Raw genomic sequence first — 22,278 nt, 5'->3', positions numbered from 1 at the left:
CGTCGGCCGGGCAAACCCGTGAAGGGCCAACACCACACGTGTGGGTGACGAAGCGTGGCGGACCTCTGACGTAACGTCACAAGCGTGATCGAACAGCACGCCCCCGCCCCGCCCGGCGCGCCGCCGCCCTGGGGCTGCCCCGCGCGGCTGCCCGTCCGCCCGCGCACGGGCCGGTTCCTGGTCCTCGCCGGTGTGTTTGTGTGCGCCGCCTGCGGACTGGTGTACGAACTCGAACTGGTCGCCCTCGCCTCGTATCTGATCGGCGACTCGGTCACCCAGGCCTCGGTCGTGCTGTCGGTCATGGTGTTCGCCATGGGCGTCGGCTCGCTCGCCGCCAAGCGGCTGCGGCGGCACGCGGCGATCGGGTTCGCCGCGCTGGAGGCGGCGCTCGCGCTGGTGGGCGGATGCAGCGCGCTCGCCCTGTACGCCGTGTTCGCCTGGACGGGGGCCTGGGGCGGGGTGTGGGCGAGCGGCCCGCGCTGTCTGCTGGTCGCCTTCTCCCTCGCCATCGGGCTGCTGATCGGCGCCGAGGTGCCGCTGCTGATGGAGCTGATCCAGCGGGTGCGCCGGCAGGACGCGGGGGGCGCGGTGGCCGACCTGTTCGCCGCGGACTACGTCGGCGGCCTCGTCGGCGGCCTCGCCTTTCCGTTCCTGCTGCTGCCGTTGCTGGGCCAGCTGACCAGTTCTCTGCTCACCGGCGCGGTCAACGTCGTCGCCGGGGGCGCGCTCGTCCTCGGGCTGTTCCGCCGTGATCTGAGCCGGCGGGCCCGGCGGGTGCTGCTCGGCGTGGGTCTCGTCGTGCTCGGCGTGCTCGCCTTCGCCGCCGCCGAGGTCGACGACTTCGAGCGGGCCGCGCGGCAAGCCGTCTACGGCGGCGGGGTGCGGGTCGCCGTGCAGAGCGGCGTCCAGGAGATCGTGCTGACCGGCGGCACCGCGGGCCGTCCCCTCGACCTCTTCCTCGACGGTCGGCTGCGCGTCGGCGGCCGCGACGAGCGGCGCTATCACGAGGCGCTCGTCCAGCCCGCGATGGCCGGGCCGCACGCGCGCGTGCTGATCCTCGGCGGCGGCGACGGCCTGGCCGCCCGCGAGGTGCTGCGCCATCCGGACGTACGGCGGCTGCGGGTCGTCGAACTGGACCCCGAGGTGGTGCGTCTCGCCCGCACCGACCCGGCCCTGGCCCGGCTCAACGACCACGTCTACGGCGACCCGCGGCTCACGGTCACCACCGCCGACGCCTTCGGCTGGCTGCGCACGGTGCCCCACGGGTCGTACGACGTGGTGATCGCGGATCTGCCGGATCCGGGCATCACCGCCAGCACCAAGCTGTACTCGCAGGAGTTCTACGGGCTGGCCCGGCGGGTGCTCGCCCCGGGCGGGCGGCTCGTCGTGCACGCGGGGCCGGTCGCCGCACGGCCCCGCGTGTTCTGGACGGTGGAGTCGACGCTGCGGGCGGCGGGGCTGCGGACCGTGGCCTACCGGGTCGGTGGCCGGGACGCCGGGTTCGCGGCCGGACCGGACCGTACGGCCGGGGTGTCCCATCCGCCGGGGGACTGGGGTTTCGTGCTGGCCGCCACCGGCGCGCGGCCGCCCGCCCTGCGCCTGGAGTCCGGTGGGCCCCGTCCCGTCACGCTGACCCGGGACACGCTCGCCGCCGATGCGCGCGCCGCGGCGGCCACGCGGGTGCCGGGGCTGCCGCCGTCGACGCTGGTGCATCCGCGCTACCGGGGCTGAGCGGCCGCCGGGCGTTGCCTCGCCCGCACTTCCCGTCCTACGGACGTATGGCGGTCTGGTGCTTTGTGCCGCGGGGGTGCGTGGCGCTCCGACGCGGGCATGCGTGGCGGCCCGCCTCTCCCCCGGGGAGACGGGCCGCACCCTTCCCCCCGGTCGGGCCGCTCGCCACCGAAGGTACGGGCGGTGCGGCCGGGCCGAATCCGGCGCACGGCTGATCTTGGGCGCAACCCAGGGGGTAGCCGCGCGGTTCCTGCAACTTTCGCGGTAGTCCGCAAGGGGGAGGGCAGGGGGATCCAGGCGCGTGGGGGTGCAGTTCGCCGCCCGCTGGGTAGGCTCCGTCGACATGGAGCATGAGGTGTTCGTCCCGGTCCCCGCCGAGCGGCTTCGGGCGGCGCTCGCCGACCCCGCGCGGATCGCCCGGGCGGTGCCCGGACTCCAGCGGGACGCCGGCGCGGAGGACGGCACGGACATCGCCGGGCGGCTGAAGCTGCGGGTCGGCGGGCACTCCGTCACCTACCGCGGAACCCTGCGGGTCAGGGGCCGTGAGGACGGCTCCTGCGCGGTCGAGGGCGACGCGGGCGAGGCGCGCGGCAGCGGCACGGTGAAGCTGACGCTCACCGTGCGGGCCGCGGACGCCGAGGGCGGCGCCACGGTCACCTTCGAGGGCGGTGTGACGGCGGACGGCCGTATCACCGAGTTCCCCGCGGACGAGGTCGAGGCGGCGCTCACCCGCCTGCTGACCCGATTCGCGGAGCAGCTGGGGCGGGAGGAGACGCAGGAGCGGGGCGCCGAAGCCCCGGGCACCGCGCCCGAGTCGCCCGAGCAGCTGTCCACCGGGGACTTCGAGCCGGCCGTGACCACCGATTTCGAGACCGCGCCGGACGCCGACGACGCGCCGGCGCCGTCCGTCTTCGAGGCCGAGGTACCGCCGCCGTCCCTGGACCCGCGCGCCGACGAGCCCCCCGAGCCATCGGCCGACACCGGACAGCAGGCCGACATCGGGGAGGACGACGCCGGGGAGGACTACACCGAATCCGGCCGGCCGCCCGCCGAGGCCGCCCACGCCCGGCGCACGATGATCGGCCGCAGTGCCGAGGAGGTCGACCACGCGCCGCCCCGCGGCCGTTACGCACCGGTCCCGGCCCCGCAGACGGCCTCGGCGACGTCCACGCTGCGCTGGATGGCCCCGGCCGCGGTGGCGGTGGTCGCCTCGGCGATCGTGGTCGGCCGAGCCCTGCGCCGCCGCCACTGAGCCCACGCCCCCCACCCCGCCTCCGGCGGTTCCTCCCGCTGCCGCCCGGCCCTGCGCTGCCCCGAGGCTGCGCCGTGCGCGGCGTCCGGGTGGCGCCGGCGCTGAGCCCGCGCCCAGCGTCGGCCGGCCGCTCCCACTTCCCGCCGGCCCGCCTCCGGCTGCCGCCGGGCCCTGCGCTGCGCTGAGCCTGCGCCCCCCCCGTCGGCGCGGCGGCCGGCCCCCCGACTGCGCGCCGCCCAGGCTGCCGCCCGGGCTCGCGCCGCCGCTGACCGGCGCCCCCGACCTGCTCGCCCCCGGGCCGACGCCCGCCGCAGGACCGACCCGCCCCGGCCCGCCACCCCTCACGACCCCACCCAGCACCCCCATCCCCCCGCCCCCAGTACTGTCGTCCCGTGAGTAACGAAGACATCACGTTGAGCGCGGGGGACGCGCAGGTTGTCGTGCGGCCCGGTGGCGGTGGGCGGATCGGGTCGGTGCGGGTCGGCGGTGTGGAGCTGCTGCGGCAGGGGGACCGGTACGGCTGCTTCCCGATGGTGCCCTGGTGCGGGCGGATCCGGGACGGACGGTTCCGTGACGGTGCCACCGTGCACCAGATGCCGCTGAACTCCCCGCCGCACGCCATCCACGGCACCGCACGCGACGGCGCCTGGCGGACCGCCCGCGCGACGGCCGACGAGGCCGTTCTGACGTACGACCTGGTCGAGCCCTGGCCCTACCCCGGCCGCGTCACGCAGATCGTCGCCCTCGCCCCGGACTCCCTGACGCTGACGATGTCGATCGAGACGTACGACTCGTCGTTCCCGGCGCAGATCGGCTGGCACCCCTGGTTCCAGCGGAACCTGGGCGGCGCGGACGTCACGCTGGACTTCTCGCCCGCCTGGCAGGAGGAGCGCGGCGACGACCACCTGCCCACCGGCAACCGGACCGAGCCGAAGCCCGGCCCCTGGGACGACTGCTTCGGCATGCCCGGCGGAGTCGACGTCACCCTCACCTGGCCCGGCCAGCTGGAGCTGAAGGTGACCAGCAGGGAGGAGTGGGTGGTCATCTACGACGAGCAGCGCGAGGCCGTCTGCGTGGAGCCGCAGACCGGGCCGCCCAACGGGCTGAACACCGCCCCGCGCCTGGTCACGCCCCTGGAGCCGCTGGAGGCCACGACCACCTGGAGCTGGCGGCGCCTTTGAGCGCATTTAAGCTGGTCGGCATGACGGACGTTCGCGCGGCGCTGCTGCAGCAGATCAAGGACAAGGCCGTGGTGCACGGCAAGGTGACCCTCTCCTCGGGTCTGGAGGCCGACTACTACATCGACCTGCGCCGCATCACGCTCGACGGCGAGGCCGCCCCGCTGGTCGGCCAGGTCCTGCTGGACCTGACGGCCGACCTGGAGTTCGACGCGGTCGGCGGCCTGACCATGGGCGCCGACCCGGTCGCCGCCGCGATGCTGCACGCCGCCGCCGCGCGCGGGAAGAAGCTGGACGCGTTCGTCGTCCGCAAGGCCGCCAAGGCGCACGGCCTGCAGCGCCGCGTCGAGGGCCCGGACATCGCGGGCCGCCGGGTGCTCGTCGTCGAGGACACCTCCACGACCGGTGGCTCGCCGCTCACCGCCGTCGAGGCCGTGCGCGAGGCCGGTGCCGAGGTCGTCGCCGTGGCCACGATCGTCGACCGGGCGACCGGTGCCGCGGAGAAGATCCAGGACGGCGCGGGGGTGCCGTACCTGTACGCCTACGGCAAGGACGAGCTGGGCCTGGACTGACCGGCCCCCGGACCGCGCCTGGACCTTCCGGCCGAGTCTGGGAAGATGGGGCCGACGATGACGTCGCCCCCATGGTCTAGGTCAGGGCCGTAACGCACCACACGCCCACCCGCACATACAAGGAGCGGACAGATGCCCATCGCAACCCCCGAGGTCTACAACGAGATGCTCGACCGGGCGAAGGCAGGCAAGTTCGCCTACCCGGCCATCAACGTCACCTCCTCCCAGACCCTGCACGCGGCCCTGCGCGGCTTCGCGGAGGCGGAGAGCGACGGCATCGTCCAGATCTCCACGGGTGGTGCCGAGTTCCTGGGCGGCCAGCACAACAAGGACATGGTGACCGGCGCGGTCGCCCTGGCCGAGTTCGCGCACATCGTCGCCGAGAAGTACGACGTCAACATCGCCCTGCACACGGACCACTGCCCTAAGGACAAGCTCGACGGGTACGTACGTCCGCTGCTGGCGCTGTCGAAGAAGCGGGTCGAGGCCGGTCTGAACCCGCTGTTCCAGTCCCACATGTGGGACGGCTCCGCGGAGACCCTGGCCGACAACCTGGAGATCGCCCAGGAGCTGCTGGAGCAGGCCCGCGCCGCCAAGATCATCCTCGAGGTCGAGATCACTCCGACCGGTGGCGAGGAGGACGGCGTCTCCCACGAGATCAACGACTCCCTGTACACCACGGTCGACGACGCGATCCGTACGGCGGAGGCCCTCGGCCTGGGCGAGAAGGGCCGCTACCTGCTCGCCGCGTCCTTCGGCAACGTCCACGGCGTGTACAAGCCGGGCAATGTCGTCCTGCGTCCCGAGCTGCTGAAGGAGCTGAACGAGGGCGTCGCCGCGAAGTACGGCAAGGCCTCCCCGTTCGACTTCGTCTTCCACGGCGGCTCCGGCTCCTCCGAGGAGGAGATCCTGACCGCGCTGGACAACGGCGTGATCAAGATGAACCTCGACACGGACACCCAGTACGCGTTCACGCGTCCGGTCGCCGCGCACATGTTCACCAACTACGACGGTGTCCTGAAGGTCGACGGCGAGGTCGGCAACAAGAAGACCTACGACCCGCGCACCTGGGGCAAGCTCGCCGAGGCGGGCATGGCCGCCCGTGTCGTCGAGGCCTGCAACAACCTGCGCTCCACCGGCACCCGCATCAAGTAAGCGGTCCGGAAGCCCTCCGAAGGCCCGGCGTCCGTACTCCGGTACGGCGCCGGGCCTTCGGCGTGTCCGGGGTCGTGGAGGCCGGCGGGGGTGATACCCGCGCGCGCGATGTCAGGGACATGCTCTACGCTGCGCTTCACCGCGTCCCCCTCGAGGACGCGTGGACCATTGGGGGGTCTTCTACATCGTGCGTAAGCGCTCTCTCTCGGCCGCGACGGCGCTCGCGGTCCTCTGCAGTTCCGCGGTGCTCGTCGCCGGCACGGCCGGCTCCGCGGCGGCGGACAGCAGCCTGCTGCTGCCGCTCAGGAGTGCCGGGGACGTCGTGGTGGACGGCGTCCACCAGCGGATCTTCATCAGCGACCCGTCCGCCGGCAAGGTCGTCGCGACCAACTACTCCGGCGCCGTGCTGGCCACCGCCGACGCCCTGCCCGGCGTCACCGGCCTCGCCCTGTCCGACGACGCGAAGCGTCTGTACGCCGCGGTACCCGGCGCCGACGCCGTGGTCGCCCTGGACACCCAGGCGGTCACCGAGCAGGCCCGCTACGCCACCGGCGAGGGCACGCACCCGCGTTTCCTCGCGCTCGCGGGCGGCAAGATCTGGTTCGGCTACGGCAGCGACCTCGCGAACGGCGCCTGGGGCGACGACGACGGCGACATCGGCTCGCTCGACGTCTCCGGCGCCGAACCGGCGGTGGCCCTCGGGCAGGACACCGAGACGGCCTACTCGGGCGCCCCGCGGCTGGTCGCCTCGCCGGCGAACCCGAACGTCATCGCCGCCGCCGGCTCGTACTCCAACAACTTCGCCCTCGCCACCTACGACGTGACGACGGGCAGCGCGGTGCGCACCGCGCGCGCCGAAGGCGCCACGGACCCGGCCCGCGGCATGACGAACGACCTCGCCTACACGCCGGACGGCACCCGCCTGATCACGGCCAACCCGGGCAACACCCACACCGTGTGGCAGACCTCGGACCTCACCCGGGTCGCCGGCTACCCGAGCGAGTACAACGGCGCCGCCGTGGCCGTCGCCCCGGACGGCACCGTGGCGGCCGGCTCAGACGGGGTGTACGGCGACGACGTCTTCGTCTACCGCCCCGGTGAGCAGACCGCCGTGCGGCACTACGACTTCCCCGGCACCGGCTACATCGGCAACGGCGGCGGGGACGAGCTGGTCGACGGCGGTCTCGCCTGGGAGCCCGGCGGCAGCCGCCTGTTCGCGGTGACCCGCAACGACCGCGGCGGCCTGCGGCTGCAGCGGATGGACGAGCCGGTCAAGTCCGCGCCCGCCGTCGCCGTCAAGGCACCCGGCACGGCCTCGCTGGACAAGGCGCTCACCGTCTCGGGCACCGTCACCGCGAGCCTGCAGCTGCCCGCCGGGACGCCGCTCGCCGTGACGCGGTACGACGCCGAGGCCCCGAACGGCAAGTCGCTCGGCACCAAGCCGCTGGGTGCGAACGGCGCGTTCTCCTTCGCCGACACCCCGACCGCCGCCGGCACCGTCACCTACAAGGTGGCCTACGCCGGGGACGCCGAGCACGCATTCGCCGCCGGGATCGCCCGGGTGAAGGTCGCCTACAAGCCGACCGCGATCAGCCTCGACCGCAACGGCACGCTCGTGAACTACGGCACGACGGTGACGTACACGGCCACCCTCGGCCCGACGTACCGGAACCGTGTCGTGGAGATCTGGGCCGACCCGTGGGGCTACGAGCCCAAGCGGCTGCTGAAGCGGGGCACGGTCAACGCCCAGGGCAAGCTGTCGGCGTCCATGTGGATGAACCGCGACACCACCGTCACCGCGGTCTTCGCCGGGGACGCCCGCAACGGCGCCGCGACGGCGAAGTCGGGGGTGTACACCCGCGCCGGGGTGTCGACCACGCTGTCCCGCCACTACAAGTGGACCAAGATCGGCACCACCTGGTACCAGACCTACCACCAGAGCACCGACGCGCTGATCACCACCTGGCACAACGCCTACCCGGGCCGCTACACGCGGATCGACGTGGAGGTCTACGTGCAGGGTGCCTGGCAGACCGGTTTCTCGGAGTTCTTCGAGCTCGGCAGCGACGGCAAGATGTACCTCACCCTCGACAACGACGGCGGCGCGGGCATCCGCGCCCGGGTGCGGTCGGTGTACGTCGACGGCTACAACGGGGACAACGTCAACGCCGGTGTCACCGGACCGTGGAAGTACTTCAACGTCACCCGGTGACAGACTGGACGCCATGTCCCTTCACGAGAACCTGCTCGGGGGTCCGCCCCCCACCCACCTGCCCGACGACCCGGAGCCGCGCGAGCTCCTCGCCAAGGGCACCCCGCCCGCCGAGGTCGCGGCCCGGTTCCCGGCGTCCTCGCTCGCCTGGGCCCAGCTCGCCGACGACGCGTTCGAGCGGGGCGCGGCCGTGGAGTCCTACGCGTACGCCCGGACGGGCTACCACCGCGGCCTGGACGCGCTGCGGCGCAACGGCTGGAAGGGCCACGGCCCGGTGCCGTGGGACCACGAGCCGAACCGCGGCTTCCTGCGGGCCCTGCACGGCCTCGCACGGGCCGCGCACGCGATCGGCGAGGAGGAGGAGTACGAGCGCTGCTCGCAGTTCCTGAAGGACTCCTCCGCCACCGCTGCCCAGACGCTGGGCTGAGCGGCACGCTTCCGGCCGATCCGCTGGACCAGAGCGTATTGCCTGGTGGGCCCGCCCTTGACGGGGCGGGCCTTGCCGTTTCCGGAGTGATTGCGGAGGATGCGGGTGGGGACCGGGGCCCCCGTGCCGGTAACGGCAGGGGCGGACCGCTACCCGGAGTGCACAACAGGAGACAGCGATGTCCCACGAGGCTCACCAGTCCGACGAGCTTCAGACCCCGCATCTCGACTTCGAGGGCACCACGCCGTACGAGGACTACGTCAAGGCGGATGTGCTCACCCACCTCCAGCACACCCTCTCCGACGATCCCGGAGAGATGGTCTTCCTGGTCACGACCCAGGTGATGGAGCTGTGGTTCACGGTCGTCGTCCATGAGTGGGAGACCGCCGCGCGTGCCCTGCGCGAGGACCGGGTGCCGGTCGCGATCGATGCGCTGAAACGTTCCGTACGCGAGCTGGAGGCGCTGAACGCCTCCTGGAAGCCGCTGGGCGGACTCACCCCGCAGCAGTTCAACTCCTACCGGTCCGCGCTCGGCGAGGGCTCCGGTTTCCAGTCCGCGATGTACCGGCGGCTGGAGTTCCTGCTCGGTGAGAAGTCCGCGTCCATGCTGGTGCCGCACCGCGGCGCGCCCCGCGTCCACGCGGAACTGGAGAAGGCGCTGCACGAGCCGTCGTTGTACGACGAGGTGGTGCGGCTGCTCGCCCGGCGCGGGTACGGCATTCCGGCGTCGGTGCTCGGGCGGGACGTGTCCCGCAAGTACGAGCCGTCCGACGCCGTCGAGGAAGCCTGGGCGGAGATCTACTCCGGCGACCAGAACGGCGAACTCGCCCGGCTGGGCGAGGCGTTGACGGACGTCGCCGAACTGGTGTGGCGCTGGCGCAACGACCATCTGACGGCCACGCGCCGCGCCATGGGTGCCAAGCAGGGCACCGGCGGGTCGGCCGGTGTGGCGTGGCTGGAGAAGCGCGCGCAGAAGAACGTGTTCCCGGAGCTGTGGACGGCGAGGTCCCATGTCTGAGCTTGCGGTGCGGGCGGAGAAGCTGGACGCCGCGGACGGCCTCGCCGAGGTGCGCGGCCGGTTCGTCCTGGACGACGTGGTGTACCTGGACGGCAACTCGCTCGGCGCGCTGCCTGCGCATGTCCCGGGCCGGGTCGAGGACGTGGTCCGCCGTCAGTGGGGCGAGCTGCGCATCCGCTCCTGGGAGGAGAGCGGCTGGTGGACGGCGCCCGAGCGGATCGGCGACCGGATCGCGCCGCTGGTCGGCGCGGCGCCGGGCCAGATCGTCGTGGGTGACTCGACCAGCGTGAACGTCTTCAAGGCGCTGGTCGGTGCGGTGCGGCTGGCCGGGGACGGGCGGGACGAGATCCTCGTCGACGCCTCGACGTTCCCCACGGACGGCTACATCGCCGAGTCGGCGGCCCGGCTGACGGGCTGCACGCTGCGGGCGCTGACCCCGGCCGAGGTGCCGGGCGCGCTGTCGGAGCGCACGGCGGCGGTGCTGCTGAACCACGTCGACTACCGCACCGGGCGGCTGCACGACCTGCCGTCGCTGACGGCCGCGGTGCACGGCGCGGGCGCGGTCGCGGTGTGGGACCTGTGCCACAGCGCGGGGGCGCTGCCGGTGGGGCTGGACGAGCACGGGGTGGACCTGGCGGTCGGCTGCACCTACAAGTACCTCAACGGCGGGCCGGGTTCACCGGCGTACCTGTACGTGCGCCGCTCGCTGCAGGACCGCTTCGACTCGCCGCTGCCGGGGTGGAACTCCCACGCCGAGCCCTTCGGGATGCGTCCCGAGTACGCGCCGGCGGACGGTGCGCTGCGGGGGCGGGTGGGCACGCCGGACATCCTGTCCATGCTGGCCCTCGAGGCGGCGCTGGACGTGTGGGACGGGGTGTCGGTCGAGGCGGTCCGTGCCAAGTCGCTCGCGCTGACGGACTTCTTCCTGGAGTGCGTCGCGCTGTACGTGGGTCAGGGCCGGGTCGAGTCCGTCACGCCGGTGGCGCACGCGGAGCGCGGCAGCCAGGTCGCGCTGCGGTGCGCGGACGCCGGTGACGTCATGAAGCGCCTGATCGAACGGGGGGTGGTGGGCGACTACCGGGCCCCCGACGTCCTGCGGTTCGGCTTCACGCCGCTGTACGTGGGCTTCGCGGACGTGGAGCGGGCGGCGGGGGTGCTGGCGGAGGTGCTCTAGCCTCCGGCGGTCGGGCGGGTGGGGTTGCCTGCGGTGCTGGGTGCGTGGTGCCTGCGGCGCTGGGTGCGTGGTGCCTGCGGCGCTGGGTGTGTTGTCGGCTGCGGGTTTCGTTGTGGCTGGTCGCGCCGTTCCCCGCGCCCCTTTTTTGCCTGCGGCGGCCCCTGCGGGTGCGTGGTCGGTTGCGGTCCTCGCCTGCGGCCGGTGGTCACGTCGGGGCCGGGGTAGGGGGTGTCCGTCCTCGGTCCGGCCGGCCGTTTGCGACGAGGGCGCCGTGTCACGGTGCCGGACGCTGCGGGCGGACACCCCCCACCCCGTCCCCTCACCGCCGCGCGCGGGTGCGGCAGCGTCGTGGCGCGCGGCGGGGGGACGCCCGGTCGCTTATCCGGTTGAGGTCACCCGGCGTACACCCCGGCCCTCGCCGCCTCGTACGCCGCGCGGGCCGCGCGGTCGGCTGCGGCGGGGTCGGGGGGCGTGGCGGTGGTCAGCAGTTCGTAGTAGAGGGGGGCCGAGACCGCTCGGACCACTGCCGCCGCGTCCGTGCCGGGCGGCAACTCGCCGCGTTGTACGCCCTGTTCCACGCTGGGCGCCCACTCCGCGACCCGTACGTCGTAGAACCGCCGCAGCGCCTCCGCGGTGCGCGCGTCGCACGCCGCCGCCGCGATCACCGCGCGGAACAGCGGCCCCTGCCGGGGGTCGGCCAGCGTGCGCTGCACCAGGGACGCGTTCGCGCGGAGGTCGCCGAGGACCGCCCCGGTCTCCTCCCGCGGCAGCGACTGCTCGGCCATGTCCGCGAGCAGGTCGGCGACCAGTCCGGTCACGGAGCCCCAGCGCCGGTAGACGGTCGTCTTGCCGACCTCCGCCCGCCGTGCGACGTCCGCGAGGTCGAGCCGGTCGAAGCCGTGCTCCACCAGTACGTCCCCGGCCGCGCGCAGCACGGCCGCACGGACACGGGCGGTGCGGCCGCCGGGACGTACGGTGCCGGGTTCGGCGGACATGGCGGCCTCCTTGGTGCACGGACGGGCGACCCCGTCAGCGTAACGAAACAGCAGAACCGTTTAACCCTCACCGAGCGTGACATCCGCGTGTCGCCGCACGTCATCGGCCTGATACCGTCCCGGCCAACGGCCGATTTTTCCTCCTGGTCCGTCTCTTCTGGTCCGCCGAAATACGTGTCACCGCTGGAAGGTTGGAGCATGCCGGACGACGTCGCAGCAGCCCGGGCCGCCGCCGAGGAGGAGTCGGCCTTCTCGCATCCGCCCGTCGACCCCGACGCCACCGCCGCCTACGGCGACCACCCCGACCAGGTGATCGACTTCTACGCCCCGCGCGTCCAGGTGGGTCCGACCGGATCCGCCCCCCTGGTCGCCGTCCTGCACGGCGGTGCCTGGCGGGCGCCGTACGACCGGCGGCACATCAGCCCGTTCGCGGGTTTCCTGGCGCGGCGCGGGTTCGCCGTGGCCAGCGTGGAGTACCGGCGGGGGAGCGCCACGGAGGGCGACGCGGTCGCGGGCCGCTGGCCGGAGACGTTCGACGACGTCGCCGCGGCGCTGGACGCGCTGCCGGGCCTGGTCCGCGAGGCGCTGCCGCAGGCGGACGCGCGCCGCACGGTCGTCACCGGTCACTCCGCCGGCGGTCACCTCGCCCTGTGGGCGGCAGCCCGGCACGTCCTGCCCGCCGACGCGCCCTGGCGCACCGACGGCCCGGCGCCCTTGCGCGGCGTGGTCGCCCTCGCCCCGATCGCGGACTTCACGGTCGCGGAGGAGCTGGATGTGTGCGGGGGCGCTGCCCGTCAACTGCTCGGTGGTCGCGAGGCGTTCGACGAGCGCCGACCGTACGCGGATCCGGCTCTGCTGCTGCCCACCGGTATCGCGACCACGCTCGTGCAGGGCCGAGCCGACCTCGACGTCCCCCAGGCGGTCGCCGAGTCGTACGCGGACGCCGCGGCCAGGGCCGGGGAGGTGGTGGGCCTGACGCTGCTGGAGGACGTGGGCCACTTCCCGCTGATCGACCCGGCGGCGGACGCGTGCGCGGTGGTCGCGGAGGAGCTCGCCCAGCTGGCGTGGTGACGCGGCTCCACCGGACGTCGTACCCGTCGTACGCGTCGTAGCCGTCGTACCCGTCATACCTGAGAGCTACGTCGCGGAAGAGCTCCACGGCGTGACGCGGACGACGCCGCGCTCTCCGTAACTTCCTTGCCGGACGGGCCCGATGGGCGGGCCGCGTGGTGGGGAGGCGACGATGGTCACGGGGGAGCTCGGCACGCGGGAAGGCCGGCGGCGGCGCGGACGCGTCCTGCGGGCGCTGTCGGCCGCGCTGATCACTGCCGCGGTCGTCGTGCCCCTGTCCGGCGCGGGCCGCCCGCAGATCCCGGCGCCGGCGCCCGCGCACCTCGCCGAGGTCACCGCGGCCACGCTGCCGCAGGCGTACGCCGCGAACCGCGCCGACGCCCTGGAGGCGGCCCGGATGGCGGCGGCGCACGGTGACACGGGCCGTGCGCGGACGGAACGCGCCCTGGCGGACCCCGCGCGACAGCTGCTCGCCTTCGACGGGCGGGGGACGGGCCGTGTCACCGAGGTGCTCGGCGACCTGGCCCGCGCCGACCGGACGGCCGTCCTGGTGCCGGGGTCGGACACGTCCCTCGACACCTACGCCCGCTTCCGCGCGACGGCGACCGCGCTGGCCGCCCGCCTCGCGCGGGAGGCGCCGCCGGGGACACGTACGGCCGTGGTCGCCTGGCTCGGCTACGAGACCCCGGGCACGGTCAGCACGACGGTCCTCACGGCCGGCCGGGCCGGGCAAGCCGCCGCCGGATTGCGGGAGTTCCTGCGGCGGCTGCCCGCCGTCGCCGGTCGCGCCTCCCATGTCACCCTGGTGTGCCACTCCTACGGTTCCGTGGTCTGCGGGCGCGCCGCCGACGGCCCGGCCGTCGACGACATCGCCCTGATCGGCAGCCCCGGCACGGGCGCCGACGACGTCACCGCCCTGCACACCACCGCCCGGGTGTGGGCGGCGCGCGGCGGCGACGACTGGGTGGCCGACGTGCCGCACGTGCGCGTGAACCTCCTCGGTACGACCGTCGGGTTCGGCACGGACCCGGTGGACCCGGCGTTCGGCGCCCGGGTCTTCGCGGCCGGCGACGGCGGGCACAGCGACTACTTCCGGCCGGGCTCGGTGTCCCTGGCGAACCTCGCCCGGATCGTGCTCGGCGAGCAGACGGAGGTGTCCCGTGCGTGAAGGAGCACGCCTGCGTCCGCTCACCGCCCGGCCCGTGCGTGAGGGGACACGTCTCGGCCTGGTCGCCACCCGGATCGATGCGGCGACCCCCGCCGGCCGGGACCGGGCCGTGGACGCGCTGCGCGCGGTCGCCATCCTCGGTGTGGTGCTCGGGCACTGGCTGGTGACTGCCCTGGTCACCGACAGCGGCAGCCTGCACACCGCGAGCCCGCTGCGGTCCATGCCGTGGCTGGCGCCGGTCTCCTGGCTGTTCCAGACGCTGGCCGTGTTCTTCCTGGTCGGCGGGCACTCCGCCACCCGCGGCCTGGCGGCGGCCCGGCAGCGGGGCGTCCCCTACCGGCGGTGGCTGGCGGCCCGGCTCGGGCGGCTGTTCCGCCCGGTGGCGGCCCTGCCGGCGCTGTGGGCGGTGGCGGCGGCCGGGCTGGTGGTCACCGGCGCCGAGCCGACGACGGTGCACACGCTGGTCAAACTGGCGCTGTCGCCGTTGTGGTTCCTGCTGGTCTTCGCCGGGCTGACGGCGGCGACCCCGCTGCTGACCCGGCTCAGCCCGCTGTGGCCGCTCGCCGTCGTCCTCCACGTGGACCTGGTGCGCTTCGGACTCGGCGGCCCGGCCTGGCTCGGCTGGGTCAACGTGGCGGCCGGCTGGCTGGTGCCCTACACCCTGGGCGCCGCGTGGACACGGGGTGAGCTGGAGCGGCGGCGGGCCGGGTGGCTGCTGCTGGGCGGGGGCGCGGCGGTGACCGCGGCGCTGGTGGCGTGGGCGGGCTATCCGGCGTCCATGGTCGGGGTGCCGGGTGCGACGGTGTCCAACCTCGACCCGCCGACGCTGGCCGCCGTCACGTTCGGGCTGGCCCAGTGCGGCCTGGCGCTGCTGGTGCGCGAGAGGCTGCGCCGGGCCATGCGCCGGCCGGTGCTGTGGGCGGCGGTGGCGCTGGTGAACCTGTCCGCCATGACGATCTTCCTGTGGCATCAGACGGCACTGATGGCCACCACGGCCGGCGCGCTGCTCGTCGGCCGGCTGCCCGGTCTGCACACGGCGCCCGACACTCTCGCCTGGGTGGCCGAGCGGCTGCTGTGGCTGCCGGTGTTCGCGCTGGTGCTGGCGGTGTGCTGGACCACGTTCCGGTGGCACGAGCAGGGCGGTGCGCGGGGCCGCTCCCGGTCCCGGGTGGTGCGGGCGCACCGGCCCGCGGACCGCAGGCCCTCGGGGGAGGCACGCCATGTCTAGGGCCTGTCGTTTGGATCAGGCCGGCCTCGAGCTGCGGTGCATCTCGGCCGACCCGAGCGGGGTCTGGTGCGTGCAGCTGCAAGGCGGAGGAGGGCGCCAACGCGGTGGGGGTCCCCCCTGCTCGAAGAGCTAGGGGGAGTTGGCAACCGACGACAACGCGGCTGGGGGTCCCCCCTGCTCGAAGAGCTAGGGGGAGTGCGTGCCAGACCCCGCGACGCCGGGATGATCCAAACGACAGGCCCTAGGCTGGGCGCGGTGACGGAATCGGGGGTGGGCGGGGTGGTGCTGCGCTGGCTACGGGTGCTGCGCGACGACCTGTGGACGCTGCGCGCGGACCCGCTGCCGCCGTTCGTGTGGCTGCGCTGGTTCCCGCACGGCCTGCTGTGGCTCGTCGCGTTCGGGGTGTCGTTCGGCGCGGTGGCGCAGCTGGGGAACGACGGCGGGGTGGCCGGGCAGTTCGCCCTGCTGATCGGGCTCGCGCAGGGCGGTGCGGTGGTGTTCGCGCTGTGGCGGCCGCTCCCGGCGTGGTGGCTGTCCATGGCGGCCACGGCGGTGGGAGCCGTGGAGGTGCGGCGCCAGCTGATGTCCGGCGGCGCCCACGACTTCACCTGGCCCTGGTCGTCGGCCGGGATCATCGGGCACATGGCGGTACTGCTGCTGCTGGCGCTGCGGGTGCGCACCCGGGTGTCGCTCGAGGTGCTGGCCGTGACCGCGCTGTTCACCTATGTCGTGCAGGGGCTGTGGGGCGCGACCGTCTACACGCCCACCGGGCTGCTCGCGGTCATCCTCTCCTCGGTCGTCGTGGTGCTCGGCATCGCCCTGCGCGGCCGCCGCGAGGCCCGCGCCCAGCTGGAACAGCAGACCACGCTGACCGCCGAGGAACGGGCCCGGCGCGCTCTGCTGGAGGAACGCAACCGCATCGCGCGGGAGTTGCACGACGTGGTGGCCCACCACATGTCGGTGATCTCCATCCAGGCCCAGGTCGCGCCGCACCTCGTCGAGGACCCGCCGCAGGAGCTGAGGGAGAACCTCGCCGGGATCCGGGAGAACGCGCTGGAGGCGCTGACCGAGCTGCGCCGGGTGCTGGGCGTGCTGCGCTCGGAGCTCCCCGAGGACCTCGGCGCACCTGGAGGGAGCCGCGGCTCCGACGGGCCGGGCACCGCGCCCGACGCCCCGCAGCCCACCCTGGACCGGCTGGGCAGCCTCATCGACAACACCCGCGCCGCCGGCCTGGAGATCAGCACCGACATCCGGGGCGACGCGGTGCCGTATCCGCCGGGGGTGGAGCTGTCCGCGTTCCGTGTCGTGCAGGAGGCGCTCAGCAACGTCTTGCGGCACGCTCCAGGCGCCGCGGTGCGGGTCGAGGTCGTCCACTTCCCCGACGGCCTCTATCTCGGGGTGGTCAACTCCCGTCCGGCGCGGCCGGCCACGGACTCCTCGGGCAGCGGGCACGGGCTGCTGGGCATGCGGGAGCGCGCCACCATGCTCGGCGGTCATGTCGTCGCCCACCCGACGCTGCACGGCGGTTTCGCCGTCTCCGCGTTCCTGCCCCGCGACGGCGTCCCGCTCGCCGGACGGGCGGTGCCGCCGCCCGGACACGAACTCAGCTTCCCGACAGGAGACGACCTCGTATGACGAGCGGTCCCACCCGTGTACTGATCGCCGACGACCAGCAGATGGTCCGCCAGGGCTTCACCGTGCTGCTCAACACCCAGCCCGACATCGAGGTGATCGGGCAGGCCGTCGACGGGAAGGACGCGGTGGCGAAGGTGGCGGAACTGGCCCCGGAGGTCGTCCTGATGGACATCCGGATGCCCGAGATGGACGGCATCGAGGCCACCCGCCGCATCAAGGCCGCCACCCCCGGGGTCAAGGTGCTGGTGCTGACCACCTTCGACCTGGACGAGTACGTGTACGAGGCGCTGCGTTCCGGCGCGGCCGGGTTCCTGCTGAAGGACGCCTCCGCCGACCAGCTGGCCGAGGCGGTGCGGGTGGTGGCGGCCGGGGATGCGCTGCTCGCGCCGGGTATCACCAAGCGGCTGATCACCGAGTTCACCCGCCTCGACGGTACGCCCCGCGCTCCGCTGAAGGAGCGGATCGCCGACCTCACCGAGCGGGAGACGGAGGTGCTCGCGCTGATCGCGCAGGGCCTGTCCAACGCGGAGATCGCCCGGCGTCTCGTCGTCGCGGAGCAGACCGTGAAGACCCATGTGGGCCGCATTCTGGTGAAGCTGGGCCTGCGGGACCGCACCCAGGCGGCGGTGTTCGCCTACGAGTCGGGCCTGGTCCGGCCGTCCGGCTACTGACGGGGGACGGACGGGCCGGCCAGGCGCCCGTAGTACTTGAGACGGACCCCGCAGGACCCCTCTCACTGGTGACGACCGGCGCCACCGGCCCGGCCTACCGTGTGGAGCGTGACCGAGACGACCCCTACGCACAGCACACCGCCGCAGGGCGCGGACGGCGCGTACGCCGCGTACACGCCGCGCAGTCCCGAGGCCCGGGCGGCCGTGCAGGCACTGCGCGGCCTGCGGCAGGACCTGCTGGACGACGCTTTCGCCTACCGCCCCCTGCCCCGCAGGCCGGCGGACGGCCGGTTCGTGCGGAGCCTGCCCGCCGGGCTGCGGCGGTACGCGGTCCGGACACCGCACGCCATCGTGGGTGCGCTGGCGCTGCTGGTGTGGATGACCGGCGCCGCGCCCGCACCGGGCCGGCCGCCGTATCTGCTGCTGAGCTTCCTGCCGGCGGCCGTGGTGCTGCTGACGCTGCTCAGGCCGGTCGCCGCGTTCTGGCTGTCGCTGGTCTCGGCACCGGTGCTGTGCGTGCTGGACCCGCTGTGGGACCTGTGGCCGTTCCAGCCGGGCAGTTTCCTCGCGCACCTGTGCGTCATGACGATCGTGGCGATCCGCACCCGGCCGCGCACCGCCGCGTGGATGTGGCTGCTGACGCTGGTGTACGGCGGGATGGCCGAGCTGCTCGCCCGTCCCCTCGAGGGCACGGACACCATGCCGGTGCTGTTCCTGTCGGCCGTACTGCTGCTCGTCGTCACGGTGTGGCACATCCGCCGGGACGCCGAGCAGGAGGTCACCGCGCAGCAGACGGTCACCGCGCACGAGAGGTCCCGGCGCACCCTGCTGGAGGAGCGCACCACCATCGCGCGGGAGCTGCACGACGTGGTCGCGCACCACATGTCGGTCGTCGCCATCCAGGCGGAGGCAGCGCCCTACCGGGTGCAGAACCCGCCGGAGGAGCTGGAGAAGGCCTTCGCCACGATCCGGGAGAACGCGGTGGCGGCCCTGACCGAGCTGCGCCGCGTGCTGGGCGTCGTACGGGCGGAGGACTACGAGGCCCCGGAGGCGCCGCAGCCGACGCTGGCCGACCTGGACGGGCTGCTGGCCAATGTGCGGCAGGCCGGCCTGGAGGTGGACAAGGCGGTGACGGGCGCGGTGCGGGAGCTGCCGCAGGGGGTGGAGCTGTCGGCGTACCGGATCGTGCAGGAGGCGCTGAGCAACGCGCTGCGGCACGCGCCGGGCGCGAGCGCCCGGGTGGAGATCGGGTACGTCATCGGCGGACTGGGCCTGCGCGTGGTCAACGGCCCGCCGCCCGCCCCGGGGCCGGTCGGGCGGTCGCCCGGCGCGGGGCACGGCCTCACCGGCATGCGGGAGAGGGTGACCATGCTGAACGGGGAGATGACGGCCGGGCCCCTGGCCGACGGCGGCTACGAGGTGGCGGTGTTCCTGCCGGTCACATCGGTGTCGGTGGGCACCCCATGACGATCCGGGTACTGATCGCCGACGATCAGATGATGGTCCGGGAGGGTTTCTCGGTCCTGCTGAACGCGATGCCGGACATCGAGGTCGCCGGTGAGGCGGTCAACGGCCGCGAGGCGGTGGACCGGGTCCGCGAACTCGCCCCGGACGTGGTGCTGATGGACATCCGGATGCCCGAGCTGAACGGCATCGAGGCGACCCGGGAGATCGTCGCGGCGGACGCGTCGGCGAAGGTGCTGGTGCTGACGACGTTCGACCTGGACGAGTACGTGTACCAGGCGTTGCGCGCGGGCGCCTCCGGCTTCCTGCTGAAGGACGCCTCCGCCCGTCAACTCGCCGACGGTGTCCGGGTGGTGGCGGCGGGTGAGGCGCTGCTCGCGCCGTCGGTGACCAGACGCCTGATCACCGAGTTCTCCCGGCTCTCGGACACCCCGCGGATTGCGTCGGCGGCGCAGGCGTACGGGGAGCTGACCGAGCGGGAGACGGAGGTGCTGGTGCTGATCGCCCAGGGCCTGTCGAACGCGGAGATCGCCGAGCGGCTCGTGGTCGCCGAGTCGACGATCAAGACGCATGTCAGCCGCATCCTGGTGAAGCTGGGCCTGCGCGACCGCACCCAGGCGGCGGTGTTCGCCTACGAGACCCGCCTGGTGACCCCGGGCTGACCCCCCGGGCTGACCCCCGCCGGGCTGACGCCCCGGGGCGGCACCGGTGGGCCGGCGACGGTGCGGCCGGCCCACCGGAGCGAGGTCACCGGGGGGGCGAGGTCGGCGGGGCGGGGCCGGAAGAGCGAGGCTCAGCGGTCGGCCCCGCCCTTGTCGCCCTTCTTGCCGACCCGCTCGGTGAGCGGTTCCAGCAGCAGGCCCACCGTGGCGACGGCGACGGCCGGCAGCAGGGAGTGGGCGCGAACCCCCGGCGTCCACTCCAGCAGCATCACGCCGACGAGGAACGCCGACAGCCAGCCGAAGACGGCGTCGCAGACGCGGGCGACGGACGGTGACGGGTTCAGCGAGGCACGCACCAGGGCGCGCGCCGGCACCGTGACGGCCATGGCGGCGGCCGCGCACGGGCCCATCAGCAGCAGCGCCCACAGGACGGGCAGGACCCCGTCGAACTCCACCGCGTCGGGGAAGACGACGGCCGTGACGAGCAGGACGAGCAGGAACACCAGCCCGACCAGCCCGGCCACGAACAGCACCAGTCCCCCCACGACGAGGCGTGCGAGCCGCTTCTCACCAGGTGTCGACGGTTCGTCATCCATCCGGCTGCCCTCGCCTACGCGGCGATGATGATGATCGCCTTGGCGAGGTCACTGGCGATGTCGTGCGGCAGGCCGGCCTTCATCAGGGCCAGGGCCAGCGCGTGTTCGCCCCAGTTCTCCACGGCGTCGATCGCGTCGGCGATCTTGGCGCCGTTCCGGGAGGCGTACTTGGCGGCCTTCGGCGAGACCCGCTTGAGCACCTTGCCCAGCCACACGCCGCCGTGCCGGAAGCCGGCCACGACCAGCTTGCGGACGATGGTGCTCCACCCGAATCCCGGCATGGGCTTGGCGGGCCCCTTGCCCTCCAGCCGGTCGGCGTAGGCCTCGAACTGGGCGATCTCGGCGGTGTCGGAGCCCCCGTCGGCCTTCATCCGCTCGACGAGATCCCGCACCTCGGCCGCGGTGAACGTCGGCTCCCTGTCGTCGGTGACGGTGGTGCGGGTCACGCTCTGCGCCTCCGTGGCCTCGGCCAGCGGAGCCGCTACCCCCAGAGCCATCGCTGCGGTGGCCACGATCGCGGCGGCGCGTATGGCAGTCGACGATGTCACGTCGGTGTTCCCCTCTTGTGCAGTTGTGCAATCAGGTGCCTGCTGGTCAGACAGACACGGCGCGGTCCGCACCCCGGACCTCGGCCGCTGGTCGGGCGACGGGAGCGGGGCAACCGCGACAGAGGTGATCTTGTAGAACAGAGCCGCCGAAGACAACGGCTTTGAGCAAGAACTGAGCAAGAACGAACGACAGGCCCGCGCCCCGTGCCGGGCGACGGCCCCACGCCCCTGGCCAGGGGACCGGCTCCCGCGTTAGCGTCCCTGCATGTCAGCGGTCACGGACCTCGCCTTCGATCCCTGGGACCCGGGTTTCGTCGGGAACCCGTACCCCGCCTATGCCGAGCTGCGTCAGCGCGGCCGGGTGCTCTACTACGAGCCGACGGACCAGTGGCTGGTTCCGCATCACACGGACGTCGCCGCGCTGTTGCGGGAGCGCCGGCTGGGGCGGACGTATCTGCACCGCTTCTCGCACGAGGAGTTCGGGCGCACCCCGCCCCCGCCGGAGCACGAGCCGTTCCACACGCTCAACGACCACGGCATGCTCGACCTCGAACCGCCGGACCACACCCGGATCCGGCGGCTGGTGTCCAAGGCGTTCACGCCGCGCACGGTGGAGCGGCTGAAGCCGTATGTGCACGCGCTGGCGGGCGACCTCGTCCAGCGGCTCGTCGACGCGGGCGGCGGGGATCTGCTCACCGACGTCGCCGAGCCGCTGCCCGTCGCCGTGATCGCCGAGATGCTGGGCATCCCCGAGGGCGACCGGCATCTGCTGCGGCCCTGGTCGGCTGACATCTGCGGGATGTACGAGCTGAACCCGTCCGAGGAGACGGCGGCCAGGGCCGTGCGGGCGTCGGAGGAGTTCTCCGGCTATCTGCGGGAGCTGATCGCCGCCCGCCGCAAGGAACCCGGCGAGGACCTGATCTCCGGTCTGATCGCCGCGCACGACGAGGGCGACCGGCTCACCGAGCAGGAGATGATCTCCACCGCCGTCCTCCTGCTCAACGCCGGTCACGAGGCCACCGTCAACGCCACCGCCAACGGCTGGTACGCCCTGTTCCGGCACCCGGACCAGCTGGCCGCCCTGCGCGCCGACCACTCCCTCGTGCCCGCCGCGGTCGAGGAACTGATGCGCTACGACACCCCTTTGCAGCTCTTCGAACGCTGGGTGCTGGACGAGATCGAGATCGACGGCACGACGATCCCCAGGGGCGCGGAGATCGCCCTGCTCTTCGGTTCCGCCAACCACGATCCGGCCGTCTTCACCGACCCCGGCCGCCTGGACCTCACCCGCCGCGACAACCCGCACATCTCCTTCAGCGCCGGCATCCACTACTGCATCGGCGCCCCGCTGGCCCGGATCGAACTGGCCGCCTCGATGACCGCGCTGCTCACCAAGGCCCCGGACCTCGCCCTCGCCGCGGAGCCGAAGCGCAAGCCCAACTTCGTGATCCGGGGGCTGGAGGGGCTGCGGGTGGACGCCGGCTGACCCCGCGCCGGCTGACCCCGCGCCGGATGCCGCCG

General features: G+C 73.7%; 20 protein-coding genes. 17 read left to right on the top strand and 3 right to left on the bottom strand.

Going from position 1 to position 22,278, the window contains the following annotated elements; translation table 11 throughout:
• Positions 1-84: 84 nt before the first annotated feature.
• From ACZ64A_RS30545 to kynU, 9 genes are all read left to right on the top strand, one after another.
• The gene (locus tag ACZ64A_RS30545; protein WP_469814970.1) at positions 85-1,731 is read left to right on the top strand and encodes a polyamine aminopropyltransferase; all 1,647 of its coding nucleotides are present in this window, start codon (positions 85-87) and stop codon (positions 1,729-1,731) included.
• A 343-nt stretch (positions 1,732-2,074) separates the two neighbouring features.
• Positions 2,075-2,983, top strand: coding sequence for an SRPBCC family protein (locus ACZ64A_RS30540; protein ID WP_469814969.1), 909 nt, complete (start codon positions 2,075-2,077; stop codon positions 2,981-2,983).
• Between the two features lie 392 nt (positions 2,984-3,375).
• Complete coding sequence (locus ACZ64A_RS30535; protein WP_469814968.1) at positions 3,376-4,164, top strand: aldose epimerase family protein; 789 nt, start codon at positions 3,376-3,378, stop codon at positions 4,162-4,164.
• A 20-nt stretch (positions 4,165-4,184) separates the two neighbouring features.
• A complete protein-coding gene (pyrE, locus tag ACZ64A_RS30530; RefSeq protein WP_469814966.1) occupies positions 4,185-4,733 on the top strand; it encodes an orotate phosphoribosyltransferase in 549 nt (182 codons plus the stop codon).
• A gap of 132 nt (positions 4,734-4,865) precedes the next feature.
• Complete coding sequence (gene fbaA / locus ACZ64A_RS30525; RefSeq protein WP_469814964.1) at positions 4,866-5,888, top strand: class II fructose-bisphosphate aldolase; 1,023 nt, start codon at positions 4,866-4,868, stop codon at positions 5,886-5,888.
• 187 nt (positions 5,889-6,075) lie between these two features.
• On the top strand, positions 6,076-8,100 hold the full coding sequence (locus tag ACZ64A_RS30520; protein ID WP_469814962.1) for a WD40 repeat domain-containing protein: 2,025 nt from the start codon (positions 6,076-6,078) through the stop codon (positions 8,098-8,100).
• 13 nt (positions 8,101-8,113) lie between these two features.
• Positions 8,114-8,527: a DUF3151 domain-containing protein gene (locus ACZ64A_RS30515; protein ID WP_469814960.1), complete on the top strand. Its 414-nt coding sequence runs from the start codon at positions 8,114-8,116 to the stop codon at positions 8,525-8,527.
• A 178-nt stretch (positions 8,528-8,705) separates the two neighbouring features.
• Positions 8,706-9,545 carry a tryptophan 2,3-dioxygenase family protein gene (locus ACZ64A_RS30510; protein WP_469814959.1) on the top strand — a complete coding sequence of 280 codons (840 nt, stop codon included), beginning with the start codon at positions 8,706-8,708 and terminating at the stop codon, positions 9,543-9,545.
• On the top strand, positions 9,538-10,719 hold the full coding sequence (kynU, locus tag ACZ64A_RS30505; protein WP_469814958.1) for a kynureninase: 1,182 nt from the start codon (positions 9,538-9,540) through the stop codon (positions 10,717-10,719). Before ACZ64A_RS30510 ends, kynU begins: the two co-directional genes overlap by 8 nt.
• 392 nt (positions 10,720-11,111) lie before the next feature.
• On the opposite strand, the gene ACZ64A_RS30500 is transcribed toward kynU, so the two are convergent.
• The gene (locus tag ACZ64A_RS30500; RefSeq protein ID WP_469814957.1) at positions 11,112-11,714 is read right to left on the bottom strand and encodes a TetR/AcrR family transcriptional regulator; all 603 of its coding nucleotides are present in this window, start codon (positions 11,712-11,714) and stop codon (positions 11,112-11,114) included.
• A gap of 198 nt (positions 11,715-11,912) precedes the next feature.
• On the opposite strand from ACZ64A_RS30500, the gene ACZ64A_RS30495 reads away from it, so the two are divergent.
• From ACZ64A_RS30495 to ACZ64A_RS30465, 7 genes are all read left to right on the top strand, one after another.
• Positions 11,913-12,785, top strand: coding sequence for an alpha/beta hydrolase (locus tag ACZ64A_RS30495; RefSeq protein ID WP_469814955.1), 873 nt, complete (start codon positions 11,913-11,915; stop codon positions 12,783-12,785).
• 172 nt (positions 12,786-12,957) lie between these two features.
• Positions 12,958-13,953 (top strand): alpha/beta hydrolase, encoded by a 996-nt coding sequence (locus ACZ64A_RS30490; protein ID WP_469814953.1) that lies wholly within the window; start codon positions 12,958-12,960, stop codon positions 13,951-13,953.
• Positions 13,954-13,987: 34 nt separating this feature from the next.
• A complete protein-coding gene (locus tag ACZ64A_RS30485; RefSeq protein ID WP_469815134.1) occupies positions 13,988-15,181 on the top strand; it encodes an acyltransferase family protein in 1,194 nt (397 codons plus the stop codon).
• A gap of 255 nt (positions 15,182-15,436) precedes the next feature.
• Positions 15,437-16,816, top strand: a complete 1,380-nt coding sequence (locus ACZ64A_RS30480) for a sensor histidine kinase (protein ID WP_469814951.1) — start codon at positions 15,437-15,439, stop codon at positions 16,814-16,816.
• Positions 16,813-17,487, top strand: a complete 675-nt coding sequence (locus tag ACZ64A_RS30475; protein ID WP_469814950.1) for a response regulator — start codon at positions 16,813-16,815, stop codon at positions 17,485-17,487. Before ACZ64A_RS30480 ends, ACZ64A_RS30475 begins: the two co-directional genes overlap by 4 nt.
• A 108-nt stretch (positions 17,488-17,595) precedes the next feature.
• Positions 17,596-18,954, top strand: coding sequence for a sensor histidine kinase (locus ACZ64A_RS30470; RefSeq protein WP_469814949.1), 1,359 nt, complete (start codon positions 17,596-17,598; stop codon positions 18,952-18,954).
• Entirely contained in the window at positions 18,951-19,613 is a 663-nt protein-coding gene (locus ACZ64A_RS30465; protein ID WP_469814948.1) for a response regulator, read from the top strand. The genes ACZ64A_RS30470 and ACZ64A_RS30465 overlap by 4 nt, the downstream gene beginning before the upstream one ends.
• Positions 19,614-19,744: 131 nt before the next feature.
• Here ACZ64A_RS30465 and ACZ64A_RS30460 read toward each other — a convergent pair whose 3' ends face one another.
• Both ACZ64A_RS30460 and ACZ64A_RS30455 read right to left on the bottom strand, forming a co-directional pair.
• Positions 19,745-20,209, bottom strand: a complete 465-nt coding sequence (locus ACZ64A_RS30460) for a hypothetical protein (protein WP_469814946.1) — start codon at positions 20,207-20,209, stop codon at positions 19,745-19,747.
• A gap of 14 nt (positions 20,210-20,223) precedes the next feature.
• The gene (locus ACZ64A_RS30455; RefSeq protein ID WP_469814944.1) at positions 20,224-20,757 is read right to left on the bottom strand and encodes a hypothetical protein; all 534 of its coding nucleotides are present in this window, start codon (positions 20,755-20,757) and stop codon (positions 20,224-20,226) included.
• Positions 20,758-21,022: 265 nt separating this feature from the next.
• Between ACZ64A_RS30455 and ACZ64A_RS30450 the strand changes: the two genes are divergently transcribed.
• The gene (locus ACZ64A_RS30450) at positions 21,023-22,243 is read left to right on the top strand and encodes a cytochrome P450 (RefSeq protein ID WP_469814943.1); all 1,221 of its coding nucleotides are present in this window, start codon (positions 21,023-21,025) and stop codon (positions 22,241-22,243) included.
• Positions 22,244-22,278 lie beyond the last annotated feature (35 nt).

The organism is Streptomyces sp. NPDC104814, assembly GCF_055583185.1.
This window is presented reverse-complemented; position numbering and strand designations above follow the sequence as displayed.